Consider the following 17,808-nt stretch of genomic DNA (forward strand, 5'->3'; position numbering starts at 1 on the left):
GGCCGAACAGATCCAGGCCTTCGATCGGGCGTCCCTGCCGGTCCTGACGGGCAAAGCACGGCGCCAGCGCCGATTCGATCTCGGCCCACGGCATGCGGGTTGCCAATACCGCGAGCGGGTGACGCAGATCGATCATCGCATCCAGCCGGGCGCGGAAAAAGTCCGGGGTGGTCATTGAAAACCTGCGCTCCAAATCTTCCAGAAAGTGAATGCGATTGCACTGGAAACTGGAGGATTCGGCAAGGCCTCAAGGGTGCTCAGCCCGCGCCGGGTAAGGGGCGGGCGGGTTGTTCAGGGCCGACTTATTAAGATCCATGCAGAGTTCTTCCCATCGATGGTGGTGGTACGGCGTCTATGTGGCCGTGCTCGTCGCGTTCGGCGCGACGCTCTACATGGCCAGCAAGCGCATCGAGTACAGCTGGCGCTGGCAGCGCATCCCGCAGTATCTGGTCAGCAACGAGGGCACCGAGCTGAAGGCGTCGTACGACGGCTTCGTGTCGGTCAACGCCGACGGCAAGAGCCTGACGCTCAAGGAGCTCAAGGGCGGGCGGCACGAAACCATCAGCGGCTTCGACGACCTGCTGGTCGGCGACGGCGATCTCGTCTTCCAGAACGATCCGGTCGCGCGCAAGCGCGGCCTCGTTGCCGGGCCGCTGACGCTCGGTCTGTGGATGACGCTGAAGCTCTCGGCCGTGGCGCTGGTGTTCGCGATGCTCCTCGGTCTGATTGCCGGGCTCGGCCGCGTGTCGCGCAATCCGGCGGCCTACGCGCTGGCGACGAGCTACGTCGAGCTGATCCGCGGCACGCCGCTGCTGGTACAGATCTTCATCTTCTATTTCTTCGTCGGCACGGTGCTGAAGCTGTCGGCCTTCACTGCCGGCGTGGCCGCGCTGGCAGTGTTCACCGGCGCCTACATCGCCGAGATCATGCGCGCCGGCATCGAGGCGATCCCGCGCGGCCAGATGGAGGCGGCGCGCAGCCTCGGCATGAGCGTGCCGCAGGCCATGCGCCACGTCGTGCTGCCGCAGGCCTTCAAGAAAACGCTGCCGCCGCTCGCCGGCCAGTTCATCAACCTGATCAAGGATTCCTCGCTCGTGTCCGTCATGGCCCTGACCGACCTCACCAAGGCCGGTCGCGAGGTCGTCGCCTCGACCTTCAGCCCCTTCGAGGTCTGGTTCACCGTCGCCGCCATGTATCTGCTGCTGACCGGCACGCTGTCGGTCCTGGTGCGCCGCCTGGAAAAGAGGCTCGCCCATGACTGAGCCCATATCCGCCGTGGCGCCGGACGTGCTGATCGACGTGCGCGAGGTCGGCAAGACCTTCGCCAACGGCGTCGTCGGCCTGAAGAACGTTTCCTTGCAGGTGCGGCGCGGCGAGGTGGTCTGCATCATCGGGCCCAGCGGCTCGGGCAAGTCGACGCTGCTGCGCACGCTCAACGCGCTGGAAACGATCACCAGCGGCGAGATTCACGTGCTCGGCCAGTCCGTGCATGCGTCGAAGGCCGATCTCAACCGCCTGCGCACGCACGTCGGCATGGTGTTCCAGTCGTTCAACCTGTTTCCGCACAAGACGGTGCTGCAGAACCTGATGCTGGCGCCGCACGTCGTGGCCGGCGTCGACGAGCCCGAGGCGCGGCGGCGCGCCGAGCAGCTGCTCGACAAGGTCGGCCTCGCCGACAAGGCTGCCGCGCATCCGGGGCAGCTGTCCGGCGGCCAGCAGCAGCGCGTCGCGATCGCCCGCGCGCTGGCGATGCAGCCCGACATCATGCTGTTCGACGAACCGACCTCGGCGCTCGATCCGGAAAAGGTCAACGAAGTGCTCGACGTGATGCAGGTGCTGGCGCGCGAGGGCATGACGATGTGCGTGGTCACGCACGAGATGGGCTTCGCGCGCGCCGTCGCCGATCGCGTCGTGTTCATGGAGGCCGGCGAGATCGTCTACCAGGACGCGCCGCAGCGCTTCTTCGATGCGCCGGACAACGAGCGCCTGCGTGGCTTCCTCGGCCAGGTGCTGAAGTAACGCAAGACGTCGTCCGCCGGCCGCGGCGTCGCGCGCGAACGGGGTGCGGATGTCGGGCGGTGCGGCGGATTTCGCGCCGCTGCGGCCGAGCCGTTGCGGCCCTATCAGGCCGGCACGTGGCTGGTCGTGACCTCGGCGATCAGCCGGCCGTTGTCGCCGGTCACGGTCGTGCGCACCACGCTGAGCTGGCGGCCGTGCTTCACGAATACCGAAGTCGCGGTGAACGTACCGTCCTTCTGGTTGCCGAGCAGGGCGGCGTTGAGATTGATCGCCAGCGGAAAGCCGCTCTGGCCCGGCTCCATCGTCGTGCCGCCAAAGCTCAGCACCGTCGCGCAGACGTCGGCGAACCACAGCACGGCCCCGGCATGGGCGATCCCGAACGGGTTGAGGATGCCGGCCTGCACCGGCATCTGCCCGACGACGCGCTCCGGCGTCTGCTCGACGATGCTGAATTCGATCTGCCCGCTGACCCTCATCGCCGCGCTCCTGGTCGACCGCCGGCTCGACGGCCCCATGCCGCGGACGGAGGGAATCGTGGTGCCCCCGGCAGGAATCGAACCTGCGACCTACCGCTTAGGAGGCGGTCGCTCTATCCACTGAGCTACGGAGGCGGGGCGCGCATGATACGGCATCGCCGGGCCGGCCAAGCAAGCGCTGCAACATTGCGGCAATGGTTTCAAAACGTTGCAGAGTTTCTTGTTTGGTATCGTTTTTCCGGCTAGCATCCGACCTGAACTGTTATGCCCGACGGGCAGCCCTTGGGGGGTATCTCGTGTTGAAACTGATTCAGCGCCACGCGGCGGTATTGGCCGTGCTCATGCTCGCGGCCTGCGGCGGCGGCGGCTTCAGCGATGGAGAGACCACCGGCGGCACGACGGGTGGAACGACGGGCGGCACCACGGGCGGCACGACGGCGTCATCGCTGACCCTGCTCGCCAGTTCCCCGCAGCTGTCGTCCAACGCCTCGGCCGTCACCGACGGCGTGACGCTGACGGCAATCGTCAAGGACGTCAACAACAACGTCGTGCCGGGCGTGACGGTGACGTTCAGCTCGCAGGATTCGTCGGAAATCAATGTCTCCAATCCGGCGACGACCGACGACAACGGCCGCGTGACGGCCGTGGTCACGACGGGCGGCGATCCGCAGAACCGCACGATCAATGTCGCGGCGAAGACCGGCAGCCTGTCGGCCTCGGCCAGCATCGACGTGATCGGCACGACGCTGAATATTTCCGGTCTCGATTCGACGCAGATCAACGTCGAGACGCCGTACACCATCACGCTGACCGATTCCGCCGGCGTGGCGATCGCCGGCAAGACGGTGGGCGTGTCGACGGAGGCGGGCAACACGCTCAGCGCATCGTCGTACGTGACCAACGCCGCCGGCCAGATCACCGTCAAGCTCAAGGCCACCAACGCCGCGTCGACGCTGACCGCGACGGCGCTGGGTCTGACGGCGACCAAGTCGATCAAGGTCTCGACCGACCAGTTCTCGTTTACGGCGCCGGCGGTGGCGGCCGAAGTGAAGCTCGGCGTCAACCAGTCGGTCTCGGTGCGCTGGCTGCAAAGCGGCACGCCGGTGCCGGACGGCACGGTCATCAACTTCACCGCGACGCGCGGTCAGCTCTCGGCCGCGTCGGCGACGACCAGCAACGGGGTGGCCACGGTGACGATCCAGTCCGCCGAAGCCGGCTTCGCCGAGGTCGTCGCCAGCAGCACGGCGCTGACCAAGCCCTCGGCCTCGCTGTCGCTGGAATTCGTCGCGGTGACGCCGGACAAAATCGACGTGCAGGCCAGTCCGGCCGTACTCGCGACCAACCAGACCAGCGAGATCACGGCGATCGTCCGCGATCCGAGCAACAATCTCGTCAAGAACGTCACGGTCGACTTCTCGGTGTCGGACATCACCGGCGGCTCGCTGTCCTCGCCGAGTGCGGTGACCAACAGCCAGGGCTTGGCCAAGATCACCTATACGGCGACATCGCAGACGAGCGCCAGCCAGAACGTGGTGGTCACCGGCAAGGTGCACAGCAATGCCGCGATCAGCGACACGGCGCTGCTGACCGTCGGCGCGCGCGCGGTCAGCATCACGCTCGGCACCGGCAGCAAGATCGTCTCCAAGGACGAGTCGACCTATCAGGACCCGTGGACGGTGCTGATCAATGACTCGTCGGGTAATCCGGTGCAGAACGCGCAGTTCACGCTGTCGATACAGTCTTTACGATTCGCAAAGGGTAAGCGGCCGGCCACTGGCGATGTGCCAGCCACGACCTGCCCCAATGAAGATGTCAACCTCAACGACATCATCGATTCGCTGAACGAGGATACGGATGGCGACGGCATTCTGGAGCCGGGTCGCGTCGCGACGGTGCCGGCAACCGTAACCTTGGGGGCGGATGGAACCGCTCAGTTCAATGTGACGTATCCCAAGGAGTTCGGGCAGTTTGTGGAGGTCCGCATCATCGGAGTCGCCAGCGTGGCCGGCACCGAGACGACGGAATACAGGGACATTTGGTTGCCGGTTTCTGTTGATGATCTACCGTATCTGCCGCCCGACAGTCCCTTCGGGCTCGACCCGGACTGCAGCAAGCCGTACTAACGCTCAGCCAAGTGCGATTTACAGACGGCGGCCTTCTCGGCCGCCGTCGTCGTTTGCGGCGCGGCTTCGCCGCTTCAGCGCCGCTCGCGGTTCAGCAACCCCGCCAGCACGAAATGGCCGATCGCCAGCACCAGCGCGATCAGTCCGGCGCCGAGGCCGGTTTCGACTTCGCTGCGTTCGCGCTCGATGTCGGCCTGCAGTTCCTGGCGGACCTGCCGGCGCAGGCGTTCGAGGCCGGCGGCGTCGGTCCGGGCGTTGCGTGACTGCAGTTCGAGCTGCACGTTCAGTTCGGTCGACGCGGCGAGGTCGGCGTCGCTGTACTGCGGCAGCTTGGTCCACTGCAGGCCGTAGTAGCCGCTGAGGCCGATGCCGACGGCCAGCAGCATGAACGGGAAGGCGCGAGGGGAACGGCGCGGGGGCGGCATGGGGCTCTCGTCGGCGGCGGAGCGCGCATTGTAGGCATTCCGGGATTGTCCCCGGTCCTGGGTGATGTTCACGAAGGCCGAACCGCTGGCGGCGGCGGAATAATGGCGGCCCCAACCGGAGCCTCGCCATGCGGATCGGCACGCCGAAGGAAATCAAGAATCACGAGTATCGCGTCGGCCTGACGCCGGCCGGCGTGCGCGAGCTGAGCGCGCACGGGCACGAGGTCTTCGTCGAAACGCGCGCCGGCCTGGGCATCGGCATCGACGACGCCGAGTACCGGCGTGCCGGCGCGACGATCCTGGCGACGGCGGCCGAGGTCTTCGCGACCGCCGAGATGATCGTCAAGGTCAAGGAGCCGCAGCCGGCCGAGTGCGCGATGCTGAGACCCCATCACGTGCTGTTCACCTATCTGCATCTGGCCCCGGACCCGGCGCAGACCCGCGCGCTGCTCGACTCCGGCTGCACGGCGATCGCCTACGAAACCGTCACCGACGCGCGCGGCGGCCTGCCGCTGCTGGCGCCGATGAGCGAGGTCGCGGGGCGCATGTCGATCCAGGCCGGCGCGCACGCGATGGAGAAGGCGGCCGGCGGCAACGGCGTGCTGCTCGGCGGCGTGCCCGGGGTGCCGGCGGCCGAGGTCGTCGTCATCGGCGGCGGCGTGGTCGGCTACAACGCCGCACGCATCGCCGTCGGCATGGGCGCGCGCGTGACGATCCTCGACCGCTCGCTGCCGCGCCTGAACTGGCTCGACATCAGCTTCGACGGCCGCCTGACGACGCTGTATTCGACGGTCGACGCGGTCGAGTCCAGCCTCGCGAAGGCCGATCTGGTGATCGGCGCGGTGCTGGTGCCGGGCGCCGCCGCGCCGAAGCTGGTGACGCGCGGCATGCTCGCGCGCATGAAGCCGGGCACGGTGATCGTCGACGTGGCGATCGACCAGGGCGGCTGCTTCGAGACCTCGAAGCCGACCACGCACGAGGAACCGACCTATCTGGTCGACGGGATCGTGCATTACTGCGTCGCCAACATGCCAGGCGGCGTCGCGCGGACCTCGACCTTCGCGCTGACCAACGCGACGATGCCGTTCGCGCTGGCGCTGGCCGACAAGGGTTATCGCACGGCGCTGCTCGACGATCCGCATCTGCGTGACGGCCTCAACGTGCATCGCGGCCAGCTGAGCTGCCGGGCCGTCGCCGAGGCGCTCGGACATGCGTACGTGCCGCCGCCGCTCGCGCTCGAGGCCGCCTGAGCCGGGCGTATTCCGCCGCGGGGGCGTAGCGTGAAACATTGGGCGGGGCGCGCAAAGGCCTGTTAGATTCACGCCATCCTGGCACGCGCTGCGGCCGCTTGGCAGCGATGGGATGACTACCCTCAATGCGGAGGCCTCATGCGCCCCTTGGCAGCGTTCGTGGTTGCTCTTCCCTTCGTCTGCATCGACGCCCGTGCCCAGCCACCCGGCGCACCGGACGCCGCCGCGCTGCAGCTCGCGCCGGACCCCGCACCGCTCGACACGATCCCGCTCGCCGCCGAGACGCCACCGCCGCTGCCGGCCGATGCGGCCGGTGACGATGGCCAGGGCCTGACCGAAATCGTCGTCACCGCGCAGAAGCGCAAGCAGTCGCTGCACGACGTACCGCTGTCGGTGTCGGCGCTGAGCGGCGACATGCTCAAGGACATCAACGCCTCGAATCTGGCCGACGCCTCGGTCTATATCCCGAACGTGCGCGTCGACGCCGACGACCTCGGCTCGCCGCAGGTCTTCATTCGCGGCTTCGGCACCAACACCTTCAACCCGAGTTTCGAAAGCTCGGTCGGCTTCGTCGAGGACGAGATCTTCTATGGTCGCGGCGCGTACTTCACCGAGTCGATGTTTGACATCGACCGCGTCGAAGTGCTGCGCGGTCCGCAGGGCACGCTGTTCGGCAAGAACACCGTCGCCGGTCTCTACAACGTCATCACCGCGAGTCCGACCGAGACCTTCTCGGGCAACATCCGCCTGAGCACCGCCGAGTACAACGAGCAGCGCCTCGAAGGCGGCGTCGGCGGCATGTTCAACGACTGGTTCGGCGCGCGCCTGTCGCTGCTCGCGCAATCCGGCGACGGCGAGCTGCGCAACGAGTACCTCGATCGTGACGAGGACAAGATGCGCCAGAAGGCGGGCCGCCTGAAGCTGCGTCTGCTGCCACACGAAGACGTGACGATGGACCTGACGCTGCAGCGCTCCGTCACCGACATCAACTTCTGGCCCTATCAGCTGTTCGCGCTCGACACCGGCACGACGAACTACCTGCAGGCCTTCGATCCGGCCATCGAGGGTGATCCGTACAACTTCGTCACCTCGTTCGACCAGCCCGGCTTCATCAACAAGAATTCCGCGACCGAAAGCCTGAAGACCGACTGGGCGATGGGCGATCTCGGCGTGATCCAGGATGCGCACACGGTGCTGGTTGCCGGCTACAGCAATCTGGCGATCAACCAGCTCAACGACCTCGACGTCTCGCCGGCGGACCTGCTGCGCCTCGACAACTACGAGGACTACGGGCAGACCTCGGTCGAGCTGCGCTTCAGCGGCCGCACCGACAGCCTGTTCGGCCTCGGCCGTTCCGTCGACTTCGTCGCCGGCGGCTTTTTCTTCGAGTCCAACTACAAGCTGCGCGCCAGGATCAAGGCGGGCGACGATATCGGCTCCTACTTCCTCACACAGGATGCCTGGCAGCTGCTGACTGGCAACCTCGACGCGCTGCCGGGCAATATCGCCGTGATCCCGGGGCTCGGCGATCTGCTGTCGGCGTTCATCGGCGACGACGACTACCAGTTCGACTACCGCCAGAAACTGAAGTCCGGTGCGCTGTTCGCGCAGATGACCTGGAACATCAGCGAGCACTGGGCGCTGACGCCGGGCCTGCGCTACAACCGCGAGACCAAGGACGTCGACACCGCCGGCACCGCGCACTGCAGGACGGCGCCGAACTGCCTGACGCCGCTGCTGCTCGGCGCCAACGACTATGCGCGGCACGATCTCAAGCGCGACGAGGCCGACTGGTCGCCGAAGGTCGCGCTGCAGTACATCTGGGACCCGAACCTGAACTTCTATGCGAGCTACGCGCGCGGCTACAAGAGCGGCGGCTACAACTCGCTCTCGTACACCGGCGACGATCTGGCCTTCAAGCCGGAGAGGGCCGGCACGGTGGAAGGCGGCTTCAAGGGGCGCTTCTTCAATCGCAAGCTGAACTTCAATCTCGCCGTCTACCAGACCAAGCTCGAGAACCTGCAGGTGCTCGCGTTCCACGGCGCGACCACCAACGTCGGCAACGCGAGCGCGACCTCCAGGGGCGTCGAGGCCGATTTCCAGTGGCGCACGCCGTGGCAGCCGCTGATGCTCAACGGCTCGTTCGGCTTCATCGACGCGACCTACGACGACTATCCGGACGCTCCGGCGCCGATCTCGGCCGGCATCGGCGCGACGCAGAATCTCAAGGGCGAGCGCCTGGCGTTCACGCCGAAGCAGACCGGCACGCTGACGCCGATCGTGAGCGTGCCCTTCGAGTCGCTGCTCGTGCGCCTGGCCGCCGACGCGATCTGGCAGGGCGAGCAGTACACCGACACCGATCTCGATCCGCACACGCGGGTCGGCGGCTACATGCAGTACGCCGCGCGCGTCAGCGTCGGCAGCGCCGACGATCTGTGGTCGCTGACGCTCGGCGGCAGCAACCTCGGCGACAAGCGCGTGCTGAACCAGTCGACCGACGCCGTGCTGTTCCCGGGTTCGTTCTACGCGCAGCAGGCGGCCGGCCGCCAGTACTACGCGGCGATCGCGATCAACTGGTAGCGTCGCCGACGGATACCGCGGCGCGGCCGGCGAACGTCGCGCCGCGCCTAGTCGCAGCGTCGTCTGCGGTCGGCGGCGCCGCTGCGTGGTGGCGCCCGGCCTGCGCTCAGCGCACCGGCGGCGGATCGAACGGCGTCTTGGCCTTGTACTCGCACAGATCGACGATTGCGCAGCGGCCGCACTCGGGCTTGCGCGCCTTGCAGATGTAGCGACCGTGCAGGATCAGCCAGTGATGGGCGTCGCGCTGGAACTCCTCGGGCACCACCTTGAGCAGCTTGCGCTCGACCTGCAGCACGTTCTTGCCCGGCGCCAGGCCGGTGCGGTTGGCGACGCGGAAGATGTGCGTGTCGACCGCGATCGTCGCCTCGCCGAAGGCGGTGTTGAGCACGACGTTGGCGGTCTTGCGGCCGACGCCGGGCAGCGCTTCGAGCGCTTCGCGTTCGCGCGGCACCTCGCCGCCGTGCTGCTCGATGAGCTGGCGGCACAGGCCGATGACGTTCTTCGCCTTGGTCTGGTACAGGCCAATGGTCTTGATGTACTCGCGCAGGCCGGCTTCGCCGAGCGCGAGGATCGCCTGCGGCGTGTTGGCGACCGGGAACAGCTTGGCCGTGGCCTTGTTGACGCCGACGTCGGTGGCCTGCGCCGACAGCACGACGGCGACCAGCAGTTCGAACGGCGTCGTGTACCGCAGCTCGGTGGTCGGCGCCGGGTTGGCGTCGCGCAGGCGGCGGAAGATCTCGTGGCGTTTGGCGGGGTTCATTTGGGTGAGGGCGGGACGGCGCCTGGCGTCAGGCTTGCGGAGGGCCGCGGCGCGCGCGCGCCGCGGCGAGGGCGCGGGCCAGCGGATCGGCGGCCGGCGCCGCCTCGCCCGGGTCGGCCGAGGCGGCGCGCGCTTTCAGCATCGCCTTGCGCCGTTCGCGCTCCGCCTCGCGCTCTTCGTCGCGGCGCTTGAGGCGCAGCTTGCGCGCCTTCACGCGCTGCCGCGCCACGGCATCATCGAACGGCTTCTGCGCCACGGCGCGCATTTCGATGCAGTCGACCGGGCAGGGCGGCAGGCACAGCGCGCAGCCGATGCACTCCTGCGCTATGACCGTGTGCAGGTAGCGCTCGGCGCCGACGATGGCGTCGGTCGGACAGACGACGAGACATTTCGCGCAGCCGATGCAGCGGCTCTCGTCGATCAGGGCGACCTGAAAGGACTGAGTCGTCATGGCCGGGCGCCTCGCGACGAAGCCATCCCGTGGCGGAGCCAGATCAGCTGATGCCGCTGCATGGCGTCGTCGTCACCTTCGGCTTCTCGCCATGACAGGCGTGGCGTCACTTCACCTTCATGCCGGGCTCGGCGCCGGCGTCCGGTGCGAGCAGGAACGGGCCGCCGCGTTCGTCGCTGGCGGCCAGCACCATGCCTTCGCTCATGCCGAACTTCATCTTGCGCGGCGCCAGATTGGCGACGCACATCGTCAGGCGGCCGACCAGCGCTTCCGGCGCGTAAGCCGCCTTGATGCCGGCGAACACCTGGCGTGTGCCGAGCGGTCCGAGGTCGAGCTGCAGGCGCAGCAGCTTGTCGGCGCCCTCCACATGCTCGGCCGCAGCGATGCGCGCGATGCGCAGGTCGACCTTGCCGAAGTCCTCGACGCCGATCGTTGCCGGCGCGGCGCCGGCGGCGTCGGCGGCGGGCTTGGCGGCTTTGGCCGGGGCCGCGCTCGCCGCCTTGTCGGTTTCCGCCGGCGCGCTGCCGCGCTCCTCGGCGAGCATCGCCTCGATCGCCTTCGGATCGATGCGCGTCGCCAGCGGCGCGTAGGTGCGGATCGGGTGGCCGAGCAGCGGCTTGCCGGCGTCGGCCCAGCTCAGCGCCGGCACGTTGAGGAAGTGCTCGACCTGCGCGGCGATCTTCGGCAGCACCGGCTTGAGATAGATCGTCAGCTGGCGGAACAGATTGAGGAAGGTGGTGCAGACCTGCTGCAGTTCCTCGCGGCGCGCCTCGTCCTTGGCCAGCGTCCACGGCGCGAGCTTCTGGATCTCGGCGTTGGCGTCGTCGGCCATCGCCATCACCTCGCGCAGTGCCCCGGCGAAGTCGCCGGCTTCGTAGAGCTCGCGCAGGTTGTCCGCTTCGGCGGCGAAGTCCTCGAACAGCGTGCGCTCGTGCATCGCCACCGCGAGCTGCCCGTCGAACAGCTTGTCGATGAAGCCGGCGCAGCGGCTGGCGATGTTCACGTACTTGCCGACCAGATCGCTGTTGACGCGATTGGCGAAGTCGGTGAGGTTGAGATCGAGATCGTCGACGCCGCTGCCGAGCTTGGCGGCGAAGTAGTAGCGCAGGTATTCCGGATTCAGGTGATTGAGGTAGGTGCGCGCCCTGATGAAGGTGCCGCGGCTCTTGCTCATCTTGGCGCCGTCGATCGTCAGGTAGCCGTTGACGTGCAGCGCGGTCGGCGCACGGAAGCCGGCGCCGTGCAGCATCGCCGGCCAGAACAGGCCGTGGAAATTGACGATGTCCTTGCCGATGAAGTGGTGCAGTTCGGTCGACAGCGGCCAGGCGCCGCCGGTTTCGGTGCTGAACTCGGCGGCGGTGCTCGGCTGCGGGTCCCAGAACTCGGCGAAGATCTCGGACGGATCGCGCTCGCTGCCCGCCGCGAGCGTTTCGCACAGGGCCTTGAACGAGGCCATGTAGCCGATCGGCGCATCGAGCCAGACGTAGAAGAACTTGCCGGGTGCCTGCGGGATCGCGAAGCCGAAGTAGGGCGCATCGCGCGAGATGTCCCAGTCCTTGAGGCCGGACGCGAACCACTCCTTGAGTTTGGCCTTGACCGAAGGATGCGCGACGTCGCCGTCGAGCCACTGTTCGAGGAAGGCCTGGAACTTGGGCAGCTCGAAGAAGTAATGCTCGGAGTCCTTGAGCACCGGCGTCGCGCCGGAAACCACCGAGCGCGGATTCTTCAGATCGGTCGGCGAATAGGTGGCGCCGCAGTTCTCGCAGTTGTCGCCGTACTGGTCCGGCGTGCCGCAGCGCGGGCATTCGCCCTTGATGTAGCGGTCCGGCAGGAACATTGCCTTGACCGGGTCGTAGAGCTGCTGGATGGTGCGGCTGGCGATCGCCGGCGGCATCTCGCCGCGCTCGGCGCTGACCGGCGAGCCGGCGCGCAGGCGCGTGTAGATCAGCTCGCAGAGCTGGCGGTTCTCCTCGGAATGCGTCGAGTGGTAGTGATCGAAGGCGACCAGGAAGTCGGCGAAATCGCGCTCGTGGTGGGCCTTGATCTCGGCGATGAACTGCTCGGGCGCGATGCCGGCCTTTTCGGCGGCGAGCATGATCGGCGTGCCATGCGCGTCGTCGGCGCAGACATAGTGGACCGTGTTGCCCAGCAGGCGCTGGAAGCGCACCCAGACGTCGGCCTGGATGTAGCCCACCATGTGGCCGAGGTGGATCGGACCGTTGGCGTAGGGCAGGGCGTTGGTGACGAGGATCTGGCGGGCCATGAAGGGAGCGTCTGGCAGAAGCGAACGCGAATTATCGCACGGCCCCGCCGCCGGGCAGCGCGGGCCTGCTACAGTTCAGGCCCGATTCAGTGCCGGGCCCTAGCCTCGATCCTCGTTCCACGGGAGAGTCTTCCATGCGCCGCCTTCTCCGAGGTCTTGCACTGTCCTGCACACTGCTGGCGCCGTCGGCGATCGTGCTCGCTGCGCCGCCGCCGCAGGCTCCCGCGCACGGCTATCGCGCGCAGCAGCACTACATCTACTACCCGCAGAAGCAAATCTACTATGCGCCGGACCGTCAGCTCTGGTTCTGGCTCGACGGCGGCAGCTGGTCGTTCGGCGCCACGCTGCCGATGATCTATCAGCAGTACACGCGCAACGGCTACAACGTCTATCTCGACGTCGAGCGCCCGTACGAAGCGCAGGAGCGCGTCGTCAGCGGCCTGCGCCGGCACGAATGGCAGCCGTACCGCCACGGCAGCCCGGACGCGCCGCCGCGCGGGCCGGGGCCGAAGAAATGAGAATGACGGCAGCCACGGACGGGTGCCGCAAGAGCGTCATTGCTTGATCAAGCCTTCGGCGGGTCGCAAGACCCGCCTTTCTTTTGTCCCGGGGGCCGGCGGGACAGCGCTGCGGCGCAGCGGCTTGCGGCCATCCGCGCCGTCCGCGGGACGGACGGTGCATCGAGCAGGATCAGGGGAGTGCCATGGAACGGAACACAAATCGGGGCCGCCGGCTGCTGGCGGGAATCCTCATGCTGGGCATGACGGCGACGGCCGTCGCGGCGCCACCGCAGCCGATCGCCAATCAGTACATCGTCGAACTGGACACGCCGGCCTTCGGCACGCGCGAGCGCGGCCTCGGCATCGCCGAGCGCACGCAGTCGGTGCTCGCGCAGGTCGGCGGCGGACAGGTGCTGGCGCATTACCAGCACGCGCTGCTCGGCTTCGCGGCGCGCATGAGCGCCAGCCAGGCCGCGGCGCTCGCCCGGCTGCCCGGCGTGCGGCGCGTCGAGCAGGATCAGGTGATGACCGCCGATGCAACGCAGGGCGGCGCGACCTGGGGGCTCGATCGCGTCGACCAGCGCGCGCTGCCGCTCGACGGGCTCTATCGCTATCCCGACGGCGGCGGGCAGGGCGTGCACGTCTATGTCATCGACACCGGCCTCAACGCCGCGCACACCGAGTTCACCGGCCGGGTCGCGACCGGGCGCAACTTCGCGCCGAACAGCGGCGGCCTGCTCTGCAATCTGCTCGGCCTCGGCTGCAAGACCGACGCCGCCAATACCGGCGACTGCAACGGCCATGGCACGCACGTCGCCGGGACCGCGGTCGGCACCACCTACGGCATCGCCAAGCGGGCGACGGTGCATCCGGTGCGCGTGCTCGGCTGCAACGGCAGCGGCTCGACGTCCGGCGTGATCGCCGGTGTCGACTGGGTCGCTGCCAATCGCGTCCTGCCGGCGGTCGCCAACATGTCGCTCGGCGGCGGCGATTCGGCGACGCTCGACGAGGCCGTCGACAACGCCATCGCCCAGGGAGTGAGCTTCGTGGTCGCGGCCGGCAACGACAACGCCGACGCCTGCAGCGGCTCGCCGAACAAGGTGCCGGCGGCGATCACGGTCGGCGCGTCGACCAGCGCCGATTCGCGCGACACGAGCTATTCGAACTACGGCAGCTGCGTCGATCTGTTCGCGCCGGGCACCGGCATCACTTCGGCCTGGTACACGAGCAATACCGCGACCAACACCATCAGCGGCACCTCGATGGCGACGCCGCACGTGACCGGCGCGGTGGCGCTGCTGCTCGGTGCCGATCCGGGGCTGACCCCGGATAAGGCGACCGACGCGCTGCTCGGCGACGCGACGCTCGGCGTGCTCGGCAACGTCGGCAGCGGTTCTCCGAATGCGCTGCTGTACGTGCGCCACTGAGCGCCGAGCGAGGCAGCGGCAGGCCGGGCCGGGCGCCCGGCCTGCCGCCGGCGCTCACTGCAGCAGGCGGATCGCGAACGGATAGCGGTACGACGTGCCTTTCGACGCGGCGATCGCGCCGAGGATGCAGAGCACCAGGTTGGCGACCAGCAGCACCGGGAACAGCAGCGCGCCGATCAGGACCGCACTGAGGATCATCGCCGCGACCCAGCCGATCGCCATCGTGATCTGGAAGTTCAGCGCTTCCTTCGCTTGCTCGGCGACGAAGGCCGAGCTGTCCTTCTTCATCAGCCAGATGATCAGTGCGCCGATGAAGCCGGTGAAGATGCCCAGCAGGTGCGCCAGCATGGCGATGTTGCAGTCGTCCTTGCTCGGCGCGGTCGAAACCTCGGTGTTCATGCGCATTCCCTCGTTCCAGCGTGGTCGGGTCCGGGGCGACGCACGGTGCGCGCGACGACCCGTGGCGACATCGTAAGCGTCTCGGGTGGCGCCGCGCCGTGCGCCGAATCTCGCCGGGCGCGCGCGGCCGGCGAGGTTGTAGACTGCGCGCCTCCGCCGATGGATCTGCCGATGTCCGTTTCCCGCCAACAATTGCTGACTGTTCTCGATGCCTGCGTGCACCCGCTGATCGGGCGCGGCCTGGTCGCCGCCGGGGCGGTGAGCGAGGCCGAGATCGCCGGCGATCATGCGCGCGTGCGGCTCACGCTGGGTTTCCCGGCGGCCGGCATCCGCGACGAACTGGCGGCCGAGGTTGCGCAGCGCATCGGTGCGGCGCTCGGCCTCGACGTGGCGCTGGCGATCGACTGGAAGATCACCAGCCACGCGGTGCAGAAGAACCTGCAGCCGCTGCCCGGCATCCGCAACATCATCGCCGTGGCGAGCGGCAAGGGCGGTGTCGGCAAATCGACGGTCGCCGTCAATCTGGCGCTGGCGCTCGTCGCCGAAGGCGCGCGCGTCGGCCTGCTCGACGCCGACATCTACGGGCCGAGTCAGCCGCGCATGCTCGGCACCGAGGCGCGGCCGACCTCGCCGGACGGCAAGCGCATGAATCCGATCATCGCGCACGGTTTGCAGGCGATGTCGATCGGCTTTCTCGTCGACGAAGACCAGCCGATGATCTGGCGCGGACCGATGGTCACGCAGGCGCTCGGCCAGCTGCTCAACGAGACGGCCTGGCAGGACCTCGACTATCTGGTCGTCGACATGCCGCCGGGCACCGGCGACATCCAGCTGACGCTCGCGCAGCGCATTCCGGTCAGCGGCGCGGTGATCGTCACCACGCCGCAGGATATCGCGCTGCTCGACGCCAAGAAGGGACTGCAGATGTTCAGGCGCGTCGAGGTGCCGGTGCTCGGCATCGTCGAGAACATGGCCTGGCACGTGTGTTCCAACTGCGGTCACCGCGAAGCGATCTTCGGCGAGGGCGGCGGCGCGAAGATGGCGGCGCAGTACGGCACCGAGCTGCTCGGCCAGCTGCCGCTGCGCCTGTCGATTCGCGAGCAGGCCGACGGCGGGCGGCCGACGGTGGTGGCCGAGCCGCAGTCGGAGATCACGCAGCGCTACCGCGACATCGCGCGCCGCACCGCGGCGCGGCTGGCCTACGGTGTCGCCGCGCCGGCCTTCCCGACCATCGAGATCCACGACGACTGATGCGCCGCGCCCGCGTCATGCGCGGGAAAAATTCCTCGGCTAAGGTGATCTTTGCACGGAACCGGCTCGGCCGGCGTCGCGCAAGAACGCAACGGGGAATCGGGGATGGGGAAGAGCTGGGACTTGCGGATCGCGGCCGGCCGGGCCGGTGTCGCGGCCGGCGCGCTGCTGCTCGCGGCCTGCGGCAGCGCCGAGCCGGGCGCCGCTGACGGCGGCGTGCCGCCGGTCGGCACCGGCGGTCCGTTCGTGTCGGCGCATCGCGGCGGCGCGGCCTACGCGCCGGAGAACACCTTGATGGCGTACCGCAACGCCGCGCGCCTCTACGTCGACGACTTCGAGACCGATACCTGGCTGAGTGCCGACGGCGTGCCAGTGCTGATGCACGACGACACGCTCGACCGCACGACGAACTGCAGCGGCAAGATCTCCGACCACACGCTTGCGGAGCTGAGCGCCTGCGATGCCGGTTACTGGTATTCGCCGGGGCAGGACACCACGCGAGTCGACGAAGGCGCGCCGCACCCGGCGCGCGGCAAGGGCGTGACGATTCCGACGGCGCAGGCGCTGTTCGATTTCGCCGCTTCGTTCCGAGGTACGTACCGGCCGACGGTCACGATCGAGATCAAGAACTTCGCCGAGGCCTTCCGCGCTGCCGAGGTGCTGGTGCCGATGATCCAGGCCAGCGGCATCAAGGATCGCATCATCGTGCAGTCCTTCAATCCCTTGGCGCTCGACCGCATCAAGCAGCTCGATGGCGACATCCGCACGCTGTACCTGACGCCGTCGGCGCTCGGCGCCGGCGTCTCGCTCACCTACGCGGCGCTGCGCGGGCACGATTTCGTCGCGCCGCAGTCGACCTCGCGCGATCTCGATGCCGCATTCGTCGAGCGCGCGCAGGCGCTCGGCAAGCAGGTCGTGCCGTGGACGCCGGACAGCGAGGCCGAGCTGCAGCGTCTGAGCGAGATGGGCGTCGACGGTCTGATCACCAACTATCCGGGCTGCGTGCTGGCGCTGCAGGCGCGCCTGCCGAGCACGCGGCTGCTGGCGCCGGAGCTGGGCAGCGGCGACGTGCCGCTGTGCAGCGACTGAAGGCCGGCGCCGCGCCGCTGGCGGCGCCGCTACAATGCGCGCCGGACTACGGGGCAGACGCGCGTGAGCATCAAATCGGACAAGTGGATCCGCCGCATGGCGGCGCAGGGCATGATCGAGCCGTTCGAGCCGGGCCAGGTGCGCCAGGTCAACGGCCACAAGATCGTCAGCTACGGCACCTCGAGCTACGGCTACGACGTGCGCTGCGCCAACGAGTTCAAGATCTTCACCAACATCAACTCGACGATCGTCGACCCGAAGAACTTCGACGCCGGCTCCTTCGTCGACGTTAAATCCGACGTCTGCATCATTCCGCCGAACTCCTTCGCGCTGGCGCGTACCGTCGAGTACTTCCGCATCCCGCGCTCGACGCTGGTCGTCTGCCTCGGAAAGAGCACCTACGCGCGCTGCGGCATCATCGTCAACGTCACGCCGCTGGAGCCGGAGTGGGAAGGCCACGTGACGCTGGAATTCTCCAACACCACGCCGCTGCCGGCGAAGATCTACGCCAACGAAGGCGTGGCGCAGATGCTGTTCTACGAGTCGGACGAAGTCTGCGAGACCTCGTATCGGGATCGCGGCGGCAAATACCAGGGCCAGACCGGCGTCACGCTGCCGAAGACCTGAAGCCCGATCGATCCGCGGCGGCGCGCGATCCCTTGCCGCACTCGCGTGGCCGGCGATCCCGCGGCGCGGGTCCCTCGCCGGGTCGCTCGCGCGGCATCGCTGTCGGCAAATACCAGGGCCAGACCGGCGTCACGCTGCAGAAGACCTGAAGCCGGATCGATCCGCGAC

The 17,808-nt window shown here is 68.1% G+C and carries 16 protein-coding genes, 1 tRNA gene and 1 pseudogene; 10 read left to right on the top strand and 8 right to left on the bottom strand.

Annotation, left to right across the window (positions count from 1 at the left end):
- A pseudogene (locus H149_RS23470) lies at positions 1–175 on the bottom strand (IS5/IS1182 family transposase); the annotation flags it as partial.
- A gap of 139 nt (positions 176–314) precedes the next feature.
- Between H149_RS23470 and H149_RS0117365 the strand changes: the two are divergent.
- On the top strand, positions 315–1,262 hold the full coding sequence (locus tag H149_RS0117365; protein ID WP_026353276.1) for an amino acid ABC transporter permease: 948 nt from the start codon (positions 315–317) through the stop codon (positions 1,260–1,262).
- The gene (locus H149_RS0117370; protein ID WP_051101896.1) at positions 1,255–2,019 is read left to right on the top strand and encodes an amino acid ABC transporter ATP-binding protein; all 765 of its coding nucleotides are present in this window, start codon (positions 1,255–1,257) and stop codon (positions 2,017–2,019) included. The genes H149_RS0117365 and H149_RS0117370 overlap by 8 nt, the downstream gene beginning before the upstream one ends.
- 104 nt (positions 2,020–2,123) lie before the next feature.
- Here the strand turns inward: H149_RS0117370 and H149_RS0117375 are convergent, their stop codons facing one another.
- The gene (locus H149_RS0117375) at positions 2,124–2,495 is read right to left on the bottom strand and encodes a PaaI family thioesterase (protein WP_020651050.1); all 372 of its coding nucleotides are present in this window, start codon (positions 2,493–2,495) and stop codon (positions 2,124–2,126) included.
- Positions 2,496–2,554: 59 nt separating this feature from the next.
- Positions 2,555–2,630 (bottom strand) — tRNA-Arg (locus H149_RS0117380).
- A gap of 164 nt (positions 2,631–2,794) precedes the next feature.
- On the opposite strand from H149_RS0117380, the gene H149_RS0117385 reads away from it, so the two are divergent.
- Complete coding sequence (locus H149_RS0117385; protein ID WP_154654906.1) at positions 2,795–4,618, top strand: Ig-like domain-containing protein; 1,824 nt, start codon at positions 2,795–2,797, stop codon at positions 4,616–4,618.
- A gap of 74 nt (positions 4,619–4,692) precedes the next feature.
- Here the strand turns inward: H149_RS0117385 and H149_RS0117390 are convergent, their stop codons facing one another.
- Positions 4,693–5,043, bottom strand: coding sequence for a hypothetical protein (locus H149_RS0117390; RefSeq protein WP_154654907.1), 351 nt, complete (start codon positions 5,041–5,043; stop codon positions 4,693–4,695).
- A 128-nt stretch (positions 5,044–5,171) separates the two neighbouring features.
- Here H149_RS0117390 and ald point away from each other — a divergent pair, with 128 nt between their 5' ends.
- Together ald and H149_RS0117400 are read left to right on the top strand one after the other, a co-directional pair.
- A complete protein-coding gene (gene ald / locus H149_RS0117395) occupies positions 5,172–6,293 on the top strand; it encodes an alanine dehydrogenase (RefSeq protein WP_020651053.1) in 1,122 nt (373 codons plus the stop codon).
- A 159-nt stretch (positions 6,294–6,452) separates the two neighbouring features.
- Positions 6,453–8,873: a TonB-dependent receptor gene (locus H149_RS0117400; RefSeq protein ID WP_169518372.1), complete on the top strand. Its 2,421-nt coding sequence runs from the start codon at positions 6,453–6,455 to the stop codon at positions 8,871–8,873.
- Between the two features lie 106 nt (positions 8,874–8,979).
- Here the strand turns inward: H149_RS0117400 and nth are convergent, their stop codons facing one another.
- From nth to metG, 3 genes are all read right to left on the bottom strand, one after another.
- On the bottom strand, positions 8,980–9,633 hold the full coding sequence (gene nth, locus H149_RS0117405) for an endonuclease III (protein ID WP_020651055.1): 654 nt from the start codon (positions 9,631–9,633) through the stop codon (positions 8,980–8,982).
- A 28-nt stretch (positions 9,634–9,661) separates the two neighbouring features.
- On the bottom strand, positions 9,662–10,084 hold the full coding sequence (locus H149_RS21560) for an RnfABCDGE type electron transport complex subunit B (RefSeq protein WP_020651056.1): 423 nt from the start codon (positions 10,082–10,084) through the stop codon (positions 9,662–9,664).
- A gap of 106 nt (positions 10,085–10,190) precedes the next feature.
- On the bottom strand, positions 10,191–12,347 hold the full coding sequence (gene metG / locus H149_RS0117415) for a methionine--tRNA ligase (RefSeq protein ID WP_020651057.1): 2,157 nt from the start codon (positions 12,345–12,347) through the stop codon (positions 10,191–10,193).
- A 134-nt stretch (positions 12,348–12,481) separates the two neighbouring features.
- Between metG and H149_RS0117420 the strand changes: the two genes are divergently transcribed.
- Together H149_RS0117420 and H149_RS0117425 are read left to right on the top strand one after the other, a co-directional pair.
- Positions 12,482–12,865: a hypothetical protein gene (locus H149_RS0117420; RefSeq protein WP_020651058.1), complete on the top strand. Its 384-nt coding sequence runs from the start codon at positions 12,482–12,484 to the stop codon at positions 12,863–12,865.
- 233 nt (positions 12,866–13,098) lie between these two features.
- Positions 13,099–14,274: a S8 family peptidase gene (locus tag H149_RS0117425; RefSeq protein ID WP_020651059.1), complete on the top strand. Its 1,176-nt coding sequence runs from the start codon at positions 13,099–13,101 to the stop codon at positions 14,272–14,274.
- 54 nt (positions 14,275–14,328) lie between these two features.
- Here the strand turns inward: H149_RS0117425 and H149_RS0117430 are convergent, their stop codons facing one another.
- Positions 14,329–14,679: a DUF4870 domain-containing protein gene (locus H149_RS0117430; RefSeq protein WP_020651060.1), complete on the bottom strand. Its 351-nt coding sequence runs from the start codon at positions 14,677–14,679 to the stop codon at positions 14,329–14,331.
- Positions 14,680–14,844: 165 nt separating this feature from the next.
- Here H149_RS0117430 and apbC point away from each other — a divergent pair, with 165 nt between their 5' ends.
- From apbC to dcd, 3 genes are all read left to right on the top strand, one after another.
- On the top strand, positions 14,845–15,924 hold the full coding sequence (gene apbC / locus H149_RS0117435) for an iron-sulfur cluster carrier protein ApbC (protein ID WP_026353279.1): 1,080 nt from the start codon (positions 14,845–14,847) through the stop codon (positions 15,922–15,924).
- A 105-nt stretch (positions 15,925–16,029) separates the two neighbouring features.
- Complete coding sequence (locus H149_RS0117440) at positions 16,030–17,013, top strand: glycerophosphodiester phosphodiesterase (RefSeq protein ID WP_020651062.1); 984 nt, start codon at positions 16,030–16,032, stop codon at positions 17,011–17,013.
- A 63-nt stretch (positions 17,014–17,076) separates the two neighbouring features.
- Complete coding sequence (dcd, locus tag H149_RS0117445) at positions 17,077–17,640, top strand: dCTP deaminase (RefSeq protein ID WP_020651063.1); 564 nt, start codon at positions 17,077–17,079, stop codon at positions 17,638–17,640.
- The last annotated feature ends 168 nt before the right edge of the window (positions 17,641–17,808 follow it).

Origin of the sequence: Solimonas variicoloris DSM 15731 (genome assembly GCF_000382285.1) — a bacterium.
GTDB classification, from domain to species: domain Bacteria; phylum Pseudomonadota; class Gammaproteobacteria; order Nevskiales; family Nevskiaceae; genus Solimonas; species Solimonas variicoloris.